At 73.0% G+C, this 19,733-nt stretch carries 19 protein-coding genes and 1 riboswitch; of the genes, 9 read left to right on the top strand and 10 right to left on the bottom strand.

The window, feature by feature from the left end; all coding sequences use genetic code 11:
- Window positions 1-52 precede the first annotated feature (52 nt).
- From ABZS42_RS11565 to ABZS42_RS11540, 6 genes are all read left to right on the top strand, one after another.
- Window positions 53-1,642, top strand: coding sequence for a sensor histidine kinase (locus ABZS42_RS11565; protein WP_355144188.1), 1,590 nt, complete (start codon window positions 53-55; stop codon window positions 1,640-1,642).
- The gene (locus ABZS42_RS11560) at window positions 1,639-2,349 is read left to right on the top strand and encodes a response regulator (RefSeq protein WP_355144186.1); all 711 of its coding nucleotides are present in this window, start codon (window positions 1,639-1,641) and stop codon (window positions 2,347-2,349) included. Before ABZS42_RS11565 ends, ABZS42_RS11560 begins: the two co-directional genes overlap by 4 nt.
- Window positions 2,350-2,503: 154 nt before the next feature.
- Window positions 2,504-3,748 (top strand): DUF2786 domain-containing protein, encoded by a 1,245-nt coding sequence (locus tag ABZS42_RS11555; RefSeq protein ID WP_355144184.1) that lies wholly within the window; start codon window positions 2,504-2,506, stop codon window positions 3,746-3,748.
- Between the two features lie 197 nt (window positions 3,749-3,945).
- Window positions 3,946-4,302 carry a YciI family protein gene (locus ABZS42_RS11550; RefSeq protein ID WP_355144274.1) on the top strand — a complete coding sequence of 119 codons (357 nt, stop codon included), beginning with the start codon at window positions 3,946-3,948 and terminating at the stop codon, window positions 4,300-4,302.
- Window positions 4,299-5,573, top strand: a complete 1,275-nt coding sequence (locus ABZS42_RS11545) for a DUF6596 domain-containing protein (protein ID WP_355144182.1) — start codon at window positions 4,299-4,301, stop codon at window positions 5,571-5,573. The genes ABZS42_RS11550 and ABZS42_RS11545 overlap by 4 nt, the downstream gene beginning before the upstream one ends.
- Before the next feature lie 315 nt (window positions 5,574-5,888).
- Window positions 5,889-6,209 (top strand): dihydrofolate reductase family protein, encoded by a 321-nt coding sequence (locus ABZS42_RS11540; protein WP_355144180.1) that lies wholly within the window; start codon window positions 5,889-5,891, stop codon window positions 6,207-6,209.
- A 52-nt stretch (window positions 6,210-6,261) separates the two neighbouring features.
- On the opposite strand, the gene ABZS42_RS11535 is transcribed toward ABZS42_RS11540, so the two are convergent.
- The 8 genes from ABZS42_RS11535 to ABZS42_RS11500 form a co-directional block, all read right to left on the bottom strand.
- Complete coding sequence (locus ABZS42_RS11535) at window positions 6,262-7,731, bottom strand: alpha/beta hydrolase (protein ID WP_355144178.1); 1,470 nt, start codon at window positions 7,729-7,731, stop codon at window positions 6,262-6,264.
- A 118-nt stretch (window positions 7,732-7,849) separates the two neighbouring features.
- On the bottom strand, window positions 7,850-8,119 hold the full coding sequence (locus ABZS42_RS11530; RefSeq protein WP_355144176.1) for a hypothetical protein: 270 nt from the start codon (window positions 8,117-8,119) through the stop codon (window positions 7,850-7,852).
- A 5-nt stretch (window positions 8,120-8,124) separates the two neighbouring features.
- Entirely contained in the window at window positions 8,125-8,472 is a 348-nt protein-coding gene (locus ABZS42_RS11525; RefSeq protein ID WP_355144174.1) for a helix-turn-helix domain-containing protein, read from the bottom strand.
- Between the two features lie 126 nt (window positions 8,473-8,598).
- A complete protein-coding gene (locus ABZS42_RS11520) occupies window positions 8,599-9,093 on the bottom strand; it encodes a hypothetical protein (protein WP_355144172.1) in 495 nt (164 codons plus the stop codon).
- Between the two features lie 397 nt (window positions 9,094-9,490).
- A complete protein-coding gene (locus tag ABZS42_RS11515) occupies window positions 9,491-9,664 on the bottom strand; it encodes a CsbD family protein (protein WP_355144171.1) in 174 nt (57 codons plus the stop codon).
- 136 nt (window positions 9,665-9,800) lie between these two features.
- Window positions 9,801-12,068 carry a heavy metal translocating P-type ATPase gene (locus ABZS42_RS11510; RefSeq protein ID WP_355144169.1) on the bottom strand — a complete coding sequence of 756 codons (2,268 nt, stop codon included), beginning with the start codon at window positions 12,066-12,068 and terminating at the stop codon, window positions 9,801-9,803.
- Window positions 12,069-12,079: 11 nt separating this feature from the next.
- Window positions 12,080-13,054 carry a hypothetical protein gene (locus ABZS42_RS11505; RefSeq protein WP_355144167.1) on the bottom strand — a complete coding sequence of 325 codons (975 nt, stop codon included), beginning with the start codon at window positions 13,052-13,054 and terminating at the stop codon, window positions 12,080-12,082.
- Window positions 13,055-13,085: 31 nt separating this feature from the next.
- Window positions 13,086-13,295 carry a copper ion binding protein gene (locus ABZS42_RS11500; protein ID WP_355144165.1) on the bottom strand — a complete coding sequence of 70 codons (210 nt, stop codon included), beginning with the start codon at window positions 13,293-13,295 and terminating at the stop codon, window positions 13,086-13,088.
- 147 nt (window positions 13,296-13,442) lie between these two features.
- Here ABZS42_RS11500 and ABZS42_RS11495 point away from each other — a divergent pair, with 147 nt between their 5' ends.
- On the top strand, window positions 13,443-13,739 hold the full coding sequence (locus ABZS42_RS11495) for a metal-sensitive transcriptional regulator (protein ID WP_355144163.1): 297 nt from the start codon (window positions 13,443-13,445) through the stop codon (window positions 13,737-13,739).
- A 53-nt stretch (window positions 13,740-13,792) separates the two neighbouring features.
- On the opposite strand, the gene ABZS42_RS11490 is transcribed toward ABZS42_RS11495, so the two are convergent.
- Entirely contained in the window at window positions 13,793-15,850 is a 2,058-nt protein-coding gene (locus ABZS42_RS11490; RefSeq protein ID WP_355144161.1) for a heavy metal translocating P-type ATPase, read from the bottom strand.
- 237 nt (window positions 15,851-16,087) lie between these two features.
- Here ABZS42_RS11490 and ABZS42_RS11485 point away from each other — a divergent pair, with 237 nt between their 5' ends.
- Together ABZS42_RS11485 and ABZS42_RS11480 are read left to right on the top strand one after the other, a co-directional pair.
- Complete coding sequence (locus tag ABZS42_RS11485; RefSeq protein ID WP_355144159.1) at window positions 16,088-17,449, top strand: YibE/F family protein; 1,362 nt, start codon at window positions 16,088-16,090, stop codon at window positions 17,447-17,449.
- Window positions 17,450-17,615: 166 nt separating this feature from the next.
- A riboswitch (cyclic di-AMP (ydaO/yuaA leader) is annotated at window positions 17,616-17,747 on the top strand.
- Between the two features lie 3 nt (window positions 17,748-17,750).
- The gene (locus tag ABZS42_RS11480; RefSeq protein ID WP_355144157.1) at window positions 17,751-18,767 is read left to right on the top strand and encodes a hypothetical protein; all 1,017 of its coding nucleotides are present in this window, start codon (window positions 17,751-17,753) and stop codon (window positions 18,765-18,767) included.
- 155 nt (window positions 18,768-18,922) lie between these two features.
- Here ABZS42_RS11480 and ABZS42_RS11475 read toward each other — a convergent pair whose 3' ends face one another.
- The gene (locus ABZS42_RS11475; protein ID WP_355144155.1) at window positions 18,923-19,588 is read right to left on the bottom strand and encodes a carbonic anhydrase; all 666 of its coding nucleotides are present in this window, start codon (window positions 19,586-19,588) and stop codon (window positions 18,923-18,925) included.
- Between the last annotated feature and the right edge of the window lie 145 nt (window positions 19,589-19,733).

Raw genomic sequence — 19,733 nt, 5'->3', positions numbered from 1 at the left:
ACCGGGACCCGCCGGGCGGACGGGGACCCGAGTCCCGCGACGACGAGGAGACATGACCGGACGAAAATGGAGCATCGCCGGGCAGCTGTTCGCCCTTCAGGTGGTGGTGGTGACGTTGCTGGTGGCGGCGGCGACCGCGGGCGTAGCCCTGGTCGCCCGCGCCGACGCCCGGGAGGCGGCCCGCAAGGAGGTGCTCGCCGTCGCCGAGACGGTCGCCCGCTCTCCCGAGGTAGCCGAGGCGCTGCGCTCCCCCGACCCGGCCGCCGTGCTTCAGCCGTACGCCGAGTCGATCCGGCGCGCCACCCGGACCGACTTCGTGGTGGTGATGGCCCCGGACCGGACCCGTTACTCGCACACCGATCCCACCCAGATCGGACGACCGTTCATCGGCGAGATCGCCCCGGCGTTGGCCGGCCGGCCGATCACAGTGGTGAACACCGGGACGCTCGGCGAGTCGGTCCGTTCGGTGGTGCCGGTACGCGCCGCCGACGGCCGGATCATCGGGCTGGTGTCGGTCGGCATCACCACCGAGGCCATCAACCGGGAACTGCTCGACCGCTCGCCGGTGCTGCTCGCCGCCACCGTCGCCGCGCTGGCCCTGGCAGCCGCCGGGTCCTGGTTGCTCAGTCGACGGTTGCGCCGGCAGACGCACGGCCTCGGCCCGGCACAGATGGCCCGAATGTACGAGTACTACGACGCGGTGCTGCACTCGGTCGGCGAGGGCCTCGTGGTGATCGGGCCGGACCGGCGGATCGCGCTGATCAACGACGAGGGCCGCCGTCTGCTGGGCCTGCCCCCGGACGCGGCGCTGGTGGACCGGCCGGTGACCGAGGTCGACCTGCCGGCCGCCCTGACCGAGCTGATCACGACCGGTCAGACCGCCCGCGACGAGCTGATCCTCACCGCCGACCGCGCGCTGGTGGCCAACCTCCGGCCGACCGGCACCGGTGGGCACACCATGGGCACGGTGCTGACCCTGCGCGACCACACCGAGTTGCGGGCCCTCACCAGCGAGCTGGACTCCGTCCGGGGGCTCACCGAGGCACTTCGGTCGCAGGCGCACGAAGCCGCGAACCGGCTGCACACCGTGCTCGCCCTGGTCGAGCTGGGCCGCACCGAGGAGGCCGTACGACTGGCCACCGAGGAACTCGCGCTGGCGCAACAGCTCACCGACCAGGTCGTCGGCGCGATCACCGAGCCGGCGTTGGCCGCCCTGCTGCTCGGCAAGTCGGCCCAGGCCGCCGAACGCGGCGTCGAACTGACCGTCGACCCGGCCTCCCGACTCGATGTCGGCACGCTGCCGACCGGGGACCTGCTCACCGTCGTGGGGAACCTGGCCGACAACGCGCTGGAGGCGGTCGCCGCGGGGAGACCGCCTCGCCGGGTACGGGTGCGGGTGGCCGAGACGGCGGGCGAGGTGCTGGTCGAGGTGACCGACAGCGGCACGGGGCTGCCACCCGATCGGGTCGCCGACGCGTTCCGTCGAGGCTGGTCGACCAAGGCCAGCGGTCGCGGCCTGGGGCTCGCCCTGGTCGGCCAGGTGCTGATCCGGCACGGTGGGCGGCACGAGGTGGCGGAGGCCGCGGACGGCGGGACGGTGTTCCGGGCCCATCTCCCCATCCCAGTGGAGCAGCGAACATGAGCGAGCGCAGCGAGGGTTCCGACGTGCGCGACATCCGGGTGCTCGTCGTCGAGGACGAGGAGCTGATCGCGGAGGCGCATCGCGCGTACACCGAACGGGTGCCCGGCTTCCGGGTGGTCGGGGTGGCGCACGACGCGCGGGAGGCGATGCGGGTGCTGCGGCGGACCGGTACGGACGCCGTCGACCTGATGCTGCTCGATCTGCACCTGCCCGACGTGCCCGGCCTGGACGTGTGCCGGGCGATGCGGGCCGCGGGCAGCGACGCGGACGTGCTCGCGGTGACCTCGGCCCGGGATCTGGCGATGGTCCGCGCCGCGGTGGCCCTCGGGGTGACCCACTACCTGCTGAAACCGTTCACGTTCGCCGCCTTCCGCGACAAGCTGGAGCGCTACGCCGAGTACCGCCGGCAGTCCTCGGCGGGCGGGGCGGTGGCCGCCCAGCACGAGGTGGACCGGATGCTGGCCACGCTGCGCGGGACGGCACCGGACACGCTGCCGAAGGGTCTCGTCGCGCAGACCCTCGACGTCGTGCTGGACGTGCTGCGCCGCCGGCCGGGTCTCTCCGCCTCCGAGGTCGCCGAGCAGACCGGCATGTCCCGGGTGACCGCCCGGCGCTACCTGGAGCACCTGGCCGACACCCTCCGGGTTACCCGTGTTCCCCGCTACGGCACGCCCGGGCGTCCGGAGGTGGAGTACCGCCCGACCTGACCACCACCCGGTGAACCCGGTAGGCGGGAGATACGGGCCGACCGGCGGTGGTACCGACGGCCCGGGTGGCGAGAATTCCCCCCGTCCGGCTGGCGGGCCCGCCCGGCGGGCATGATCGGAGCAGCAGCCAGAGCGCAGTGAGGAGGGACGACCCGTGCCGGACGCCGAGGAGCTGATCGACGACGCCGTGACGGCCGCGCGTGGCCGGGACGTACGCCTCGCCGAACGGCAGTTGGACCGGCTCATGGTCGGCACGGGCGCGTCGGACGTGGCCGCAGCGCTCCTGCGCCGGCTGGCACGCGACGTGGGGCGGCTCTGGCCGCGCGGCTGGCAACCGGCCGACCTGGCCCGGCTCGCGGAGCGCCGCCTCGGGCCACGGCCCGCCCGGCTGCTGCACGACGTGATGGCCGCACAGCGACGCGACCTGCCCGACCCGGTCCCGTCCTGGTGGGACGACCAGCTGCGGGAGTTGGACGCGCGGGTGTGGTGGGCGGACGACGGCGGGCACCTCGCCGCCTGGGCGGCGCGCGAGGGGATCGACCGGGTGACCGCGCTGCGGGAGGCGGTCGACGCGCTGGCGCTAGTGGTGGGACTGCCGCCGATCGCCGTGCTCCGTCCGCCACCGGGCTCGACGGCCGCCCGGGTGGTCACCGGCCCGGCCGGCGGTGGCAGCGGCTCGCGGATCCTGGACCGGGTCCGGGCGCTGCTCGCGAAGGCCGAGTCGACCACGTTCCCCGCCGAGGCCGAGGCGCTGACCGGCAAGGCGCAGGAGCTGATCGCCCGGCACAGCCTCGACGAGGCCCTGCTGGCGGCCGACGCCCCCCGTCCCGACCTGCCGAGCGGGATTCGGCTCAGCACCGACGCCCCGTACGCCGGCGCGAAGGCGCTGCTGGTGCAGGAGGTGGCGGCGGCGAACGGGTGCGAGTCGGTCTGGTCGGACGACCTCGGCTTCGCCACCGTGCTCGGCTGGCCAGCCGATCTGGCCGCCGTCGAACTGCTCTACACGTCGCTGCTGGTGCAGGCCACCGCCGCGATGCTCGCCGGCCGGGGCGAGCGGCGGGCGTCCGGCGGGCGGCGCACCCGCGGCTACGACGAGTCGTTCCTCAACGCGTTCGCGCTGCGGATCGGGGAGCGGCTGCGCGCCGCCACGGCGGCGGCGAACCGGCAGGCGGTGCAGGAGGCCGGCGCGGATCGGCTGCTGCCGGTGCTCGCCGCCCGGGGCGAGGCCGTCCGGGAACGGTTCGAGACGCTCTTCCCCGGGGTCACCCGGGCCCGGCTGACCGTACGGGATGCGGAGGGCTGGGCCTCCGGCACGTCGGCGGCGGACCGGGCGTCCCTCGATGTGGGCGACGCCCCACCGACCCGGCAGGTCCGGGGCGGCCGGCGGGGCCGCCGGTGAGGCGACGCCGCCGCCGATGAGCTGCCGGGATCTTCAGCGAGCCGGCGCGGCCACCGGTGCGGCGGCACCCGACGTGGCGAGATTTCTGGGATTTTTCTTCCCGTCGGTTGTCGGGGGCAGGATGTCGGCTCCGACCTCTGGTTGAGCCGCGCCGGTCACGGTCGCGGCCAGGACGTGAGGAGCAGATCGTGAAGTACATGCTGTTGATCTGGAACCGGCCCGGTTTCGTCGACGAACTCTCCGAGCAGGAGCGGGTGGCGCTCTTCGGCGAGGTGGACGAGATCATGAAGGAACTCTCCGAGTCCGGCGAGCTGATCGGCGGGCAGGCGCTGGCCGACCCGTCCCAGTCGCGTACGGTCCGGCTGGCCGGCGGGCACCCGGAGGTCGTCGACGGCCCGTTCATGGAGAGCAAGGAACAGTTCGCCGGCTACCTGGCCGTCGACTGCGACACCCCGCAGCGGGCCGCGGAGATCGCCCGTCGCTGGCCGGACGTGCGCTACGGCGGCGTCCTGGAGATCCGCCCGATCATGGACGAGGCCGGGACGGAGATGTGACCTCCGGGGGGTCGCGCAGGGTCGAGGACCTGCTGCGCACCCTGGCGCCGCAGGTCCTCGGCCTGCTCGTCCGCCGGCACGGCCAGTTCGACAGGTGCGAGGACGCGGTGCAGGAGGCGCTGCTCGCCGCGGCCCTCAAGTGGCCAGAGCAGGGGGTGCCGGAGAACCCGCGCGCCTGGCTGCTCACCGTCGCCACCCGCCGGCTCACCGACGAGTGGCGCAGCGAACGCGCCCGCCGGGACCGCGAGGTCGCCGTGGCCGTACGCGAACCGGCGTACGCCGCGGTCGCCCCGGCGGCGGACGCGGAGCCGCCGACCGGCGACGACACGTTGCGCCTGCTGTTCCTCTGCTGCCATCCGGCGCTGGCCCGGTCGGCGCAGGTGGCGTTGACCCTGCGCGCGGTGGGCGGGCTCACCACCGCGCAGATCGCCCGCGCGTTCCTGGTGCCCGAGGCGACGATGAGCCAGCGCATCCGCCGGGCCAAGCAGCGGATCGAGGCGACCGGCGCGAGGTTCACCATGCCGTCGGCGGCCGAGCGGGACGAGCGGCTGGCCGCGGTCCGCCAGGTGCTCTACCTGATCTTCAACGAGGGGTACACCGCCTCCAGCGGCCCGGACCTGCACCGGGCCGAGCTGACCGGCGAGGCGATCCGGCTGACCCGGACGCTGCACGCGCTGCTTCCCGACGACGGCGAGGTGACCGGGCTGCTCGCGCTGATGCTGCTCAGCGACTCGCACCGGGCCGCGCGGCTGGGCTCGGGCGGCGAACTCGTGTCGCTGGCCGAGCAGGACCGCACCCGGTGGGACCGGGCGGCCATCGAGGAGGGCGTCGCACTGATCACCGAGTCACTGACCTGGTCGCCGCCGGGGCCGTACCAGCTCCAGGCGGCGATCGCCGCGGTGCACTCCGAGGCGCCGTCGGCGGCCGAGACCGACTGGCCGCAGATCCTCGCGCTCTACCGGCTGCTCGCCCGGATCGCGCCGAACCCGATGGTCACCCTGAACCAGGCGGTCGCGGTGGCGATGGTCGACGGGCCCCGGGCGGGGCTCGCCATGCTCGGACCGCTCGGCGTGGACGAGCGCACCGCTGGACACCATCGCCTCGCGGCTGTCCGCGCCCACCTGCTGGAGCTGGCCGGCGAGCCCGGTCCGGCCCGCGCGGCGTACCTCGCCGCGGCGCGGGCCACCACCAGCCTTCCCGAACGTCGCTATCTGGAACTGCGGGCCGCCCGGCTCGTGGAGGTCGACGAGCAACCCCGGAGGACCACTTGATGAGTACGGTGACCTGCCAACTGTCGATCTCGCTGGACGGCTATGTGGCCGGGCCGGAGCGGAGCCTCCGGGATCCACTCGGCCGGGGCGGCGAGCAACTGCACGAGTGGGTGTACGGCCTCGACGCCTGGCGGGCACAGCACGGGTTGTCCGGTGGCGAGCGCGGAGTGGACTCGGAGGTCGTGGCGGAGATGACCCGCGACGTCGGCGCGTACGTCATGGGACGACGCATGTTCGGCGGCGGTGACGGGCCGTGGGACGAGACGTGGCGCGGCTGGTGGGGCGAGGAGCCTCCGTTTCCGTACGCCGGTCTTCGTGCTCACCCACCATCCGCGCGAGCCGCTGCCGATGGCCGGCGGTACGACGTTCCGGTTCGTCACCGACGGCGTCCACTCGGCGCTCGAGCAGGCGCGCGAGGCGGCGGGCGACCGGAAGGTGGCGATCGGCGGCGGGGCCGGCACGGTCCGGCAGTACCTGGCCGCCGACCTGCTCGACACCCTTCGGCTGCACATCGTCCCGGTCGTGCTGGGCGGCGGCGAGCGCCTCTTCACCGGCCTCGACGACCTGCGGCTCGAACAGGCGGCGGCGGTCGCCGGGCCGACCGTCACGCACGTGACGTACCGGGTGGTGCGCTGACGCGGGGTGTCCGACCGCCGACGGATCCGGCGATCGGACACCTCCTGATGCGTCAGGCGGTCGGATCCACCGCAGGGCACCGGGTGCCCCGGGACGGCACCACCTCGTCGAGCAGGTACCGATCCACCGCACTGGACACGCAGGGACTCGTCGTGTAGCTGCCGTGCCCCCAGCCCTCGTACGTCAGCAGCACGCCGTGTCGCCCGAGCTGGCGGGCCACGTTGGTCGCCCAGTTGTAGCCGCTCGCCGGGTCGTGCCGGGTGCCGGCCAGCAGCAGCGGCACGTCGGTGCGGACCCGGAGGCGGTGCTGCGGGTTCGCGACCAGGCTCGGGGTGCCCAGGCAGGTCGACAGCGCGAAGACGGCCTGCGGGTACGGCAGATCGGGTGCGAGCCGCGCGAGCCGGCTCAGGTGGCTCGCGTACTCTCGGTAGTCGCGGACCGGCAGCGACCAGTCCTGGCAGAAGACCGCGAAGGGATACGGGCTGACCGCCGGGTCGGCTGTGGTGCTCGACGCGGTGACCGGAGCCGGTCGGGTCGACTCCATGGTCAGGATGTCCTCCGCCAGCCCCGGCCAGTCCGGATCGTAGAACGCCCGCTGCGCGAGCCGGCTGAGCATGAACGGGCTCAGCCGGGAGCCGGGGCGATCGGGATCGGTGAGTTCGCCCCGCTCGGCACGGGACCACAGGCCGGCCCAGACGGCGCGGACGTTCCGCCCGTGCAGCGCACACAGCTCCGCAGACGCGCACCAGGCGACGAACTCGTCGAACGAGTCCTGGGCGGTGACCGCCTGGGTGTCCAGGAAGGACCGGGTGGTGTGGCTGTGGTCGACCGTGCTCTCCAGCACCATGGCCCGCACCCGGTGCGGGAACAGTTCGGCGTACTGGAGGCCGAGCAGGGTCCCGTACGAGCTGCCGTGGAAGGTCAGCCGGCGCTCGCCCAGGGCGGCCCGGATCGCGTCCAGGTCCCGGGCCGCACTGATCGTGTCCACGTGGTCGACGAGCGGCCCGGTCCGCGTTCGGCAGTCGGCGCGCAGCCGCTCGTTGCCGGCCAGGGTGGCGGCGAATTCCGCCTGGTCGGCGATCACCTGGGGTTGCGCGGCGAGCAGGCTGGTGGCGCAGACGACCGGATGACTGCGGCCGGTGCCGCGCGGGTCGAAGCTCACGATGTCGAACCGGCGGCGCAGATCGGCACTGAACCGGTCGACACCGGTCACCACGCGGTCCACGCCGCTGTCGCCCGGTCCACCGGGACCGAACACCAGTGCGCCCGTGCGGGGTCCCGGGCCGGTGGCGGACCGCCGGGCGAGCGCCAGGTCGAACCGTTCGCCGTCCGGGTGGTCCCAGTCGACCGGGACGGACAGCGTCCCGCACTCGGCGGTGGCGTCCTGTTCGCAGGGCTGCCAGGTGATGGTCGAACGTGGTGCGGGCGGGGCCGCCACGGCGGGCGGGCCGCCGACACCGACCAGCGCGACGACCGTCGCGACCGCTGGCGCCCAGCCGACGGATTTGCGTACGCGCAGCACGAGATGTTGTCCTCTCCTCGAAGGGGCACTGCGGGAAGAACTCGCCCGTGGGCGAGGCGGTGCTGCTTCCACCCGGGCCGTCGAGTTGCCCCTCGACGGCCCGGGACTTCGGGCCGGCCTAGTCGACGTCCCGCAGGACGCGTTCCAGCGTGGTCATCCGGTTCTCCATCGCCCCCAGCCGGCCGTCCAGCGCGGCCAGCAGGCGCTCGTTGCTCTCCTGGAGCCGGACCGACGTCTCGGCGAGGTGGCGGTACTCCTCCTCGCGAATTCCGGCGAGCCGCGCCCGCCGGGTCTTGGCGAACTGCACCACGGTCACCGTGATCACGCTGATGAGCAGGGCGAACAAACCGATCGCCCCGACCACCTCGGTCCAGTCGTGGTCGCTCATACCCGTCACCGCTCGGCTCCCTGCGACTCGACGGTGTCCGGCGGGGTGAGCGTCCGGGCCGCGTCCGCGATGGCGTCCGGGGTGAGCCGGAGCGCGAACGGTTTCACCTCGTAGTACTTCATTGCCTTCCCGTCCTCCGACAACTCCAGTTGGGCGGACACGAGGCCGGCCGCCGTCAGCTTCCGCAGGTGGACCTGCAACAGCGCACGGCTGATCCCGAGATCCCGGGCGAGCCGACTGACGTAGGCCCGCTCCCGGGCCAGCGCGGCGATCACCCGCATCCGGTGTGGATTGGCCAGGGTGCCGAGCACCCGGACCAGGTCGTCCCCCGACAGCGGCGGATCATCGCTCACAACGAGCCCTTGCACATGCAAAGGGAAGTTAGCGGACGGACGTGCACGGTGAACAGCACCGGCCCGGCGTTCAAGGGTGATGTCAGGGTTGGCCCCCAAGGGTGACGGCGGAATCGCTGGGCCGTCTCAGGGGCGGCAGTCCCGCATGAGGACGGCCGGGATCCCGGTGAAGGTGTCGTCGAGCCAGGCGGTGGGGCGGCTGGCCCGGGAGCCGCGGTCGATCCGGTCGGCGGTCGAGGTGACCAACGTCCTGATCTCGCGATCCTGCGCTCGGCGAGCCTCGTCGCGCATCTGGTCGGCCAACTTGGCGAGGGTCCGGCGGAGTTGGGCGGTGATCTGCTCGCCGGTCAGCTCGCGCTCGGTCGCGGCAGCCGAATCCGCGGAGATCTTCCGGCTGGCGGCGATGATGAGGCGGTCGACGGCCTGGCACACCTCGACGGTGTTGACGGCGGTCACCGGCGAAGGGCTCGTGGTGGGTGTCGGCGCGGTAGTGGTGTTGGGGACCGGCATGTTCGTCGCCGGGTCACCGGACTCCGTTCCGGGTGCCTGACATCCGGCGAGCAGTGCCGTCAGCAGGGCCGCGGCGGCGGCCCGCCGGCCGGTCGACGTGGGCTGGGACATCGTCCTCTCCCGTCCGTGGTTGGCGTCCCCCGCTCGACCCGTCCGCACGTACCTCGCCCTGCCAACGATCCGGCGCCGGGCCAGGACACGTCGGCTCGCGACACCGGGACACGGCCGGGGGGTGCCCGCGGGGGTTCCGGGCAGTGGCCCGGCGTCCCGGCAGGGCTTTGATCGACTCGGGTTCATTGAAGTTGGGGTGTCCGCAAGCGGCAGATGCCGCGACTTCAGGGATGTCGAGTCGATCACCGGCCGCAGGACACGCCCGCGCAGGGCAACCCCAGCGCGGGGCAGGCCGGCGCAGGGCACCCCGGCGCGGGGGTGGGCCGGCGCAGGGGTGGGCCGGACCTACCGCACGCCGGGCCGGTGGGGACCGGCCCGGCGTGCGGTACGAGACGCGTCAGCTCCTGAAGGCGTCCTTCACCTTCTCGCCGGCCTGCTTGAGGTTCGCGGCGGCCTGGTCGTTGCGGCCCTCGGCCTCCAGCCGTTCGTCGTCGGTGGCCCGGCCGGTGTGCTCCTTGACCTTGCCAGTCGCGTCCTCGGTCGCGTTACGGATCTTGTCATCGATACCCATGACGAACCTCCCGTGCAAGACGTCGCTACCCCCGCACAGGTACCCAACCCGCCCCCGGCCCAACCACCCCCCGGAACCGCGCTGATCATGAGGTTGACGGCGGCTCCGGAGATCGAACCGGCCGCCAACCTCACGATCAGCGCGCAGGGTCCAAGGGGTGGAAGCGGCGGAGGCGGAGGCTGTTGGCGACCACGAAGACCGAGGAGAACGCCATGGTGGCGCCGGCGATCATCGGGTTGAGCAGCCCGGCCGCAGCCAGTGGCAGCGCCGCGACGTTGTAGCCGAAGGCCCAGACCAGGTTGCCCCGGATGGTGCCCAGGGTGCGACGGGCCAGTCGGATGGCGTCCGCCGCGGCGGTCAGGTCGCCGCGGACCAGGGTCAGGTCGGAGGCCTCGATCGCCACGTCGGTGCCCGTACCCATGGCCAGGCCCAGGTCGGCCTGGGCGAGCGCGGCGGCGTCGTTCACCCCGTCGCCGACCATGGCGACGACCCGTCCCTCGCGTTGCAGTCGGGCGACCACGTCCACCTTGTCCGCCGGCAGCACCTCGGCGATCACCTCGTCGATGCCGACCTCCTCGGCCACCGCACGGGCGACCGTGGCGTTGTCCCCGGTGAGCAGCACGGGGTGGAGCCCGAGCGCCCGCAGCCGAGCCACCGCCGCCCGGCTGGTCGGCTTCACCACGTCGGCGACCGCGAGGACGCCCCGGGCCCGCCCGTCCCAACCGGCCAGCACCGCCGTCCGACCGGCAGCCTCCGCGTCGGTCACCGCCCGTTCCACCTCCAGGGGTACGTCGAATCCGCGTTCCCGGAGCAGCCGGAGCCGGCCGACCAGCACCGTACGACCCTCGACGGTGCCGGTGACGCCGAGCCCTTCGACGTTGGCGAAATCGGTGACGGGCGGCAGCGCACCGGACTCGGCCGCGCCAGCGGCCACCGCCCGGGCGATCGGGTGCTCGGAGGCGGCCTCCAGCGCGCCGGCCAGTCGGAGCAGTTGCTCGGCATCGTCGCCCTCGGCGGGCGCCACGTCCACGAGAGTCATCCGGCCGGTGGTCACCGTCCCGGTCTTGTCCAGCACGACCGTGTCGACCTTCCGGGTGTTCTCCAGCACCTCCGGCCCCTTGATCAGGATGCCGAGCTGGGCACCACGACCGGTGCCCACGAGCAACGCGGTGGGCGTGGCGAGGCCCAGCGCACACGGGCAGGCGATGATCAGCACGGCCACGGCGGCGGTGAACGCGGCGGTCGGTCCGGCGCCCGTGCCGAGCCACCAACCCAGGGTGCCGACGGCCAGCGCGATCACGATCGGCACGAAGACGCCGGAGATCCGGTCGGCGAGCCGCTGCACCGCCGCCTTGCCGCTCTGTGCCTGCTCGACGAGCCGGGCCATCTGCGCGAGCTGGGTGTCTCCGCCGATCCGGGTGGCGGTGACCACGAGCCGGCCACCGGCGTTGACCGTGGCGCCGACTACGGCGTCGCCCGGACCGACCTCGACCGGTACGGACTCGCCGGTGAGCATGCTCGCGTCGACCGCCGAGGTGCCCTCGTCGACCACTCCGTCGGTGGCGATCTTCTCCCCCGGCCGGACGACGAACCGGTCCCCGACGGCGAGCTGGTCGACCGGTACGCGGGTCTCCGTCCCGCCGCGAAGCACGGCGACGTCCCGCGCGCCGAGTTCGAGCAGCGCACGCAGCGCAGCGCCGGCGTTCCGCTTGGAGCGGGCCTCGAAGTACCGCCCGGCGAGGATGAACAGCGTGACCCCGGCCGCCGCCTCCAGGTAGATGTTCCCGGCGCCGTCGGAGCGGGCGATGTCGAAGCGGAACGGGTGCGTCATGCCGGGCATCCCCGCGTCACCGAGGAAGAGCGCCCAGAGCGACCAGCCGAACGCGGCGAGGGTGCCCACCGAGACCAGGGTGTCCATGGTGGCTGCGCCGTGCCGGAGGTTGATCAACGCGGCCCGGTGGAACGGCAGCCCGCCCCAGACCACTACCGGGGCGGCCAGGCTCAGCGACAGCCACTGCCAGTAGTCGAACTGCCAGGCCGGCACCATGGCGAGCACGATCACCGGGACGGTCAGCGCCACGGACGTCCAGAGCCGGTGACGCAGACCGCGTAGTTCGTCCACCGGCGTCTCGGCGGCCGGAGTGCCCGCTGCCGCGGGCGGGGGCGGCACCTTCGCCGTGTAGCCGGTCTTCTGCACGGTGGCGATCAGGTCGTCCGGGGTGACGTCGTCGGCGAAGCGGACGGTGGCCTTCTCCGTGGCGTAGTTGACGGTGGCGGAGACGCCCTCCATCCGGTTCAGCTTCTTCTCGATGCGTGCAGCACAGGATGCGCAGGTCATGCCGCCGATGGAGAGTTCGATCAGGTTCGGTGCCGTCGGCAGCGGGGTGCTGCTGGTGGTGGTCATCACGGCTCCCGTCAGTCGTGCCCGTGGCCCGGCTCGCCGTGCTCGGCGGAACCGGTCGGGGCGGGTGGGCTCGGGGCACGGGTGGCGGGCGGGATGTCGTCGGCGTGCACGCCGCCGGCCACCACGGTGAACTCAGCGGTGTGCACCACGCCGCCGTGCTTGAAGTCGAGGTAGAGCCGGTAGGTGCCGGCGGAGGGCACCTCGGCCAGGAAGGTGACGGCCGGTCCGGGCCGGGTCCGCCCGTCGCCGGGCTCACCGTCCGGATGGACGTGCAGGTACGCGAGGTCACCCTGGCGCAGTGCCACCAGGTGACCGTACGCGCCGAGGTAGGGCTCCAGGTCGGTGACCGGAGCGCCGTCGCGGCTGATGGTCAGTGCCAGTTCGGCGGTACGGCCGGGCTGCGGGTCGCCGGCCAGCGTGACGGTGTAGCCGTCGACCGTGGTGCTCGTGGCCGGTGCGGGTAGCGGCCGGGAGGTCAGCGCGCCGGGCACGGTCACGTCGATGCCGAGCGTCAGCGGGTCGCCCCCGGTGGGAGTGAAGTCGGCGAACGCCCGCCACACGCCGGGCCCGGCCAGTGGGGAGGCGACCCGCCAGGTGCCGTCCGGCCCGAGGTCGGGGTGCACGTGCCGGAAGCCGGAGAGGTCGCGGCGCGCGACGATCAGGTGCATCCGCTTGTCGTGGGCCACGTCGTACGCGGTGACCGGCCGGCCGTCGCCGCCGGTGATCTGGAAGGCGAACTCGCCGGCCGGGGCGGCGACCGGGGTGAGCGTGTAACCGTGGTCGGAGACGAGCAGGCCGCCGGGGCGGTGAGCGGCTGCCGAACCGCCGCCCGGATGCTCGGTGTCGCCGTGACCGGCGGTCGCCGTGTCGTGGCGGGATTCGGCGGCCGGGGTGACGGGGCCGACCACTCGGCCGACCCCGTACGCCGCGCCGAACACCGCCGCGAGGCCGAGGGCGAAGCCACTCAGCTTCAAGGGGGTGCTCACGGTGGGACCTCGATTCCTGGTCGGCTGCCAGTCACTCGTCGACGAGGTCGTAACCGGCCTCGTCGACGGCGGCGCGCACCGCGTCGGTGTCCAGCGGGCTCTCGCTGGTGACGGTGACCCGGCCGGTGGCCAGGTCGACCTGGACGTCGTTGACGCCCGTGATCGCGCCGACCTCGGCGCTGACCGCGCTCACGCAGTGGCCACAGGTCATGCCCTGCACCTGGTACGTCGTGGTGACCATCGGACCTCTCCTTCCATCGCCAGCCTATACCCCCTGGGGGTACTGGCCGGGCAGACTTCGGCCCCGGGCCGGTTCGAATACCGGGCGGGGGTATCGGGGACACTGGGACCGTACCATACCCCCAGGGGGTAGGCTATCCTTGCCGGCATGACCACACCGACCCCGATCCGCGGATACACGGCCAGCAAAGATCAGCTGCTCGCACGGCTGCGCCGCATCGAGGGGCAGGTGCGCGGCGTCGAGAAGATGGTCGACGAGGATCGCTACTGCATCGACGTGCTCACGCAGATCTCCGCCGTCCAGGCCGCGCTGGACAAGGTCGCCCTCGGGTTGCTCGACGGGCACGCCCGGCACTGCATGCACGAGGGAGCGGCCGAGGGCCGCGCCGACGAGATGGCCACCGAGATGTTGGCGGCGGTCGGCCGGCTCATGAAGCGCGGCTGACCGCGCCCGCTCAGCCGGCGCGGGGCACCCCGCGACCCACGGCAGGCGCGCGGTCAGCCGGCGTTCGCCGCGTCGAGGCGTACCCGGCGCAGCAGCTGGGCGTTGAGCGCCACCACGATGGTGGATCCCGACATCAGCACCGCGGCGACGGCCGGGCTCAACGACAGCCCGGCCCCGGCCAGCACCCCGGCGGCCAGCGGCAGGGCGACGACGTTGTAGCCCGCCGCCCAGGCCAGGTTCTGCAGCATCTTCCGGTACGAGGCACGCGATAGCCGGATCACCGCCCCCACCCCACGCGGGTCGGAGGAGGCCAGCACCACCGCGGCGGACTCGATCGCCACATCCGTGCCGGCCCCGATGGCGATACCCACGTCAGCCCTGGCCAGCGCCGGGGCGTCGTTGACCCCGTCACCGACCATCGCCACGGTCAGCCCACGCCGCCGCAGGTCCGTCACCTTCGCGTCCTTCTGGGCCGGCAGCACCTCGGCGAACACCTCGTCACCGGAGCCGAACCCGAGGTCCGCGGCGACCGCCTCGGCGACCGGCCGGGCATCGCCGGTGATCATCGCGATGATCCGTACGCCCTGGGCGCGCAGCTCGACCACCGCCTCGCGCGCCTCGGGGCGTACCTCGTCGGTGAGCGCCAACGCACCGAGCACGGTGTCCGGACGCCGGACCAGGTGCAGCACCACCGCACCTCGGGCGGTCCAGCGACCGGTCGAGTCCCGGAGCTCGTCGGGTAGACGTACGCCCAGTTCACGCAGGAGGGCGGGACCGCCGACCGCGTACTCCCTACCCGCCACGGTGGCCTGCACCCCGCGGCCGGGCAAGGACCGGAATCCGGACGCCGGTGGGGATCCACCGTGCTCCTCCGCAGCCGCGACGATCGCCCGGGCCATCGGATGCTCGCTGTCCGACTCGACAGCGGCGGCGAGCCCCAGCAGCTCGTCACGCTCGATGCCGGAGGCGGTTGCCACCTCGGTCACCACGTGCTCGCCGCGGGTCAGCGTGCCGGTCTTGTCGAACAGCACCGCATCGACGGTCCGCATCCGTTCCAGCGCCAGCCGGTCCTTGACCAGAATCCCGGACTTCGCGGCCAGCGCGGTGGATAGCGCGATCACCAGCGGGATCGCCAGGCCGAGCGCGTGCGGACACGCGATGACCAGCACCGTGACGCCCCGGACCACGGCCTCGTCGCCCCTGCCCATGAGCGTCCACACCAGCACCGTGACCACGGCGGTGGCCATGGCCACGTAGAACAGGGCCGCCGCGAACCGGTCGGCCAGCACCTGAGCCCGCCCGCTGGACTGCTGCGCCTCGGCGACCATGCGCGCAATGCCGGCGAGCGTGGTCTGCTCGCCGACCGCCTCGACCCGGACCCGCAACGCCGAGTCGGCGGCCACGGTGCCCGCCACCACCCGGTCGCCGACCGACCGGGGCACCGGCCGGGACTCACCGGTGATCATCGACTCGTCCAGCTCGGCCGCGCCGTCCACGACCCGCCCGTCCGCCGGCACCCGGCCACCCGGCCGGACCAGCACCACGTCGCCGACCCGCAGGTCGGTCACCGGCACCGGCTCGGTACGGCCGTCCTCCGCGACCCGTTCGGCCCGGTCCGGCAGGAGCGCGGCGAGCGCCGCCAGCGCGCCCCGGGCCTGCCCGATCGCCCGCATCTCCTGCCAGTGCCCGAGCAGCATGATGGTGACCAGGGCCGCCAGCTCCCACCAGAAGTCCAGGTCGAAGGCGCCCAGGCTGGTGGCGAGCGACGCGCCGTAGGCGACGGTGATCGCCATGGCGACCAGCAGCATCATGCCCGGCGCCCGGTCGCGCACCTCGCGTACGGCGCCGACCAGGAACGGCCAGCCGCCCCACCAGAACACCACCGAGCCCAGCACCGGGCCGACCCAGGTGAGTCCGGGCGCCTCGATCCGGTAGCCGAACCAGTCCATGACCATGTGGCTGGTGACCACCACCGGCGCGGTGAGTACCAGGCAGAACCAGAACCGCCGGCGGAACATCGCCGGGTCGTGGCCGGCGTGCCGGTCGTGCCCCCCGCTGCCGTGGGCCGGCACGGATGCGCCCGGAGGATGGTGCGACGGGTGTGCGGGCATGACACCAACATGCCCCTTCGGCCGCCGATGCGGGTGCCTTCGCCGCCACTCGCCGCGACAGGCGTCTCCGTCGACACGCGGCGCGACACCGGCGGGCGCGGACGGGCGCCGGAGAAACCACCTGGTTAGCATTCCGACGATGACTCTCCGGATCTTGCCTGCCGGGGCGGCCCCACGCCGCTGAACCAATCGCGCCACCGGTCCGTACCCCACCCCGGAGTCGTTGGGAGATTCGTGATGGGCGCCGACCACACCCGTCCCACGCCGTCCGCCCCGCCCGGGGTGCGACGCGTCCTTCTCGTGACGGTGGTGCCGCTCGTCGTCGTCACCGTGGTCGCCGCCGTGCTGCTCTGGCCGCGGTACGCACCGGAGACGGACGGTGGTGGCGACCCGGCCCGGTACCACGGCACCGTCACCCGGGTGGTGAGCGAAGCCTGCCCGAACCCGGCCGAGACGCCGGAGGGCACGCCCGGTGCGCAGCCGACGCGCTGCGGCACCGTGACCGTACGCGTGGAGAACGGCCCCGCCGCCGGTCAACAGGTCGAAGCACCGCTCCCGGACGGCCCGGGCGCACCCGCTGTCGAGGCCGGTGACGAGGTGATCGTGGTGGAGCTGACCGATCCGACCGACCCGTCGTCGTCGAGCTGGAACGTCGCCGAGCACCAGCGCGGCAAGCCGCTCGGTTGGCTGGCGCTGATCTTCGCCGCCGCGATCGTCGCGTTCGGTCGGTGGCGGGGCCTGGCCGCGCTCGCCGGTCTCGCCGCGAGCTTCGGCATCCTGCTCACCTTCGTGCTCCCCGGAATCGGCGCGGGGCACCCGCCGCTGCTGGTCGCCGTGGTCGGCGCCGCGCTGATCATGTTCGTGGTGCTCTACCTGACACATGGCGTGACCGCGCAGACCTCGGTCGCCGTCCTCGGCACCCTCGGCAGCCTGGTACTCACCGGCGTCCTCGGCGCCCTGGCCACCGCCGCCACCCACCTCACCGGATTCGGCAGCGAGGACGCCCTCACCCTGTCGATGTTCCAGAGCGACGTGGACCTGCGCGGCCTGCTGCTGGCCGGGATCATCATCGGGTCGCTGGGGGTGCTCGACGACGTCACGGTCACCCAGGCGGCCACGGTCACCGAGTTGGCCCACGCGAATCCGCAGCTATCCCGACTTCAGCTCTACCGGGCCGCGACCAGGGTCGGCCGCGCGCACATCGCGTCCACCGTGAACACGATCGTGCTCGCGTACGCGGGCGCCTCGCTGCCGCTGCTGCTCCTGCTCACCGCCGACTCGCGCCCGGTGAGCCAGATCCTCACCAGTGAATTCCTGGCCCAGGAGATCGTCCGCAGCGCGGTCGCGACGCTCGGACTGGTCGCTGCCGTTCCGCTCACCACCGGCCTGGCCGCGATCGTCACCACGGCCGGACGGTCCGTCAGCGCACCGGCCGGCGACGATCCCGCCCCGATCAACCCGACCGCCCGCCCCGGATTCGACCGGACCGACGTGCTGGAGGCGCTGAGCGCCGCCCGGTCCGGTCCGACCCGGAACCCTCCCCCCGCCGCCTCCGGTAGCCGGCCCGACCCGGACATGGGAACGGACAGCACATGGTGATACTCCGCAACGTGACCACCCGGGCTCGACGGCGCGATACTTACGTCACTGGCTACCCAGCGCTTTGTCGAAATGACGCTTTTAGCCGGCATCCGGGCGTAGATCGCCGCGCCGCCTCTCAGGTAACCTCGCTGCCGGTTACCGCCGAAGGCGCGCAGCGGCGCCTGCGGTACCGCCGCCCAATCGCCGTACGGCGAACCGGGAACCCAGGTACCTGGGGTGAATCCGCGTCAGCGGTAGGGGCCACTTCCGTCCCGAACCCGTCAGCTAACCCGGTCGGCGGTCGACGGAAGGGAACACTGTGACGGCACCCCTACGCCGCTGGTTGACACCTGTGGTGGCCGTGTTCGCCGCGCTGGCCGTGCTCGCCGGGCCCCTCCCGGCATCCGCCGCGCCCAAGCCCGCCACCCCGTCCGGGCACGAGGACGACGATCCTCCCCTGCTCACCGACGTCGTCGAGACGACGAACCGCAACTACACCGCCGCCAAGGCCAAGCTGGAGAAGTCCAAGAAGCGCCAGCTGGAGCTGGCCCTGGACGTCAAGCGGGCCGAGGCCGAGTTGGACGCGTTGACGCCGCAGGTCGGCCAGATCGCGGCCCAGTCGTACCGCACCGGACGGATGGGCGCGGTCGGCATGCTGTTGACGAGCAACGACCCGGACTCCTTCGTGGAGCGGGTGATGGGGCTCGACGAACTCAACCTGGTCAACTCGCAGAAGCTCGCCCGGATCAACGAGGTCAAGCACCGGGCCGAGCTCGCCAAGCTGTCCATCGACACCGAGGTCCGCGAGCAGCAGAAGCAGACCGCCATCATGGTCAAGCAGAAGCGCGAGGCGGAGAAGGCGCTGGCTCTCGTCGGCGGTAAGGGATTCACCGGTGGTCTCGTCTCGGCCACCTCGCCGGTGGCCAGGATCGGCCCCGGCCGTACGGACGACGGCGACTGGAAGCCGGAGTCGTGCAGCGAGAACGACCCGACCACCTCGGGCTGCATCACACCGCGCACATTGCACGCGTACAAGGAGGTCAAGCGGGCCGGCTTCAACCGGTTCGTCGGCTGCTACCGGCCGGGAGGTCCGTGGGAGCACCCGAAGGGGCGGGCCTGCGACTGGTCACTGCAGAAGAGCGGCTTCTCCCCCTGGCACAACGACGACACCCGGATGTACGGCAACAACGTGGCGGCGTTCCTCATCCGTAACGCCGACCGGCTGGGCATCTACTACGTGATCTGGAACCGGCAGATCTGGTTCCCGGCCACGGGATGGAAGTCCTACAGCGGCCCGTCCAACCACACGGACCACGTACACATGTCACTCCTGTAGCGATCGGCTGGTACGCGAAGGGGCCGTCCCGCAGTCGCGGGGCGGCCCCTTCGCTCTGCCCGTGTCGGCCCGGCGGCGCGGCCGACGTGGGGCGTCAGCCCTTCGGCCCGGCCGACGTCGAGATGCCGGCTCGGCGGCGCGGCCGACGTGCGGTGTCAGCCTTTCGGCGCGGCCGACGCCGGGTCGACACCGGCAGCGGCGGGAAGCTCCCCGGCGACCTGGTGGACCTCACCGGCCGCCAGCCGGTACGACATGCCGACCACGGCGCACCGCCCGGCCGCGACCTCGGCGGCCAGCACGGCGGAGTTGTCGAGCAGGGCCTCGACGGTCTGCGCGATGTGGATGTCGATGATGCGACCCAGGTCGTCGGCGCCCTCGGCCTCGGCACGGCGGAGACTGGGTAGCACGGCGTCCACCACCGCGTCCAGATGCCCGGGCGGCGGCGTGCCGGTGGCGAGGGACTCCCGGGCCGCCCGCACCGCGCCGCACGAGTCGTGTCCGAGCACCACGACCAGCGGCGCGCTCAGCACGGTGATGGCGTACTCGACGCTGCCGAGCACCTCCGGCCCGGTGGTGTGCCCGGCCGTACGCACCACGAAGAGGTCGCCCAGCCCACGGTCGAAGATGATCTCAGCGGCGAGGCGCGAGTCGGAACAGCCGACGATCACCGCGAACGGGTGCTGCTCCTCGGCGAGCGCGGCCCGGTGGCCGGCATCCTGGTTGGGGTGGCTCGGGGCGCCGGTGACGAAGCGGCGGTTGCCCGCGATCAGCTCGGCCAGTGCCTGCTCCGGACGCAGGATCGGCGCTTCGGGTCCGCTCATCCCCGCACCTCGACTTCCCTATGCGATCGAATTGATGACCCACAGTCACCGCCGCGGGTTCCCGATCCACGGTCACACCCACCAGAAGACACGTCAAGGTATACGTGATTTGCGTTTCAGGTATTCGCGGACATTCGATGGCCCG

This window comes from Micromonospora sp. NPDC005367 (genome assembly GCF_040606825.1).
Lineage (GTDB): Bacteria > Actinomycetota > Actinomycetes > Mycobacteriales > Micromonosporaceae > Micromonospora.
Note: the sequence above shows the minus strand (reverse complement) of the source record. Positions and strands in the feature narration are given on the sequence as shown.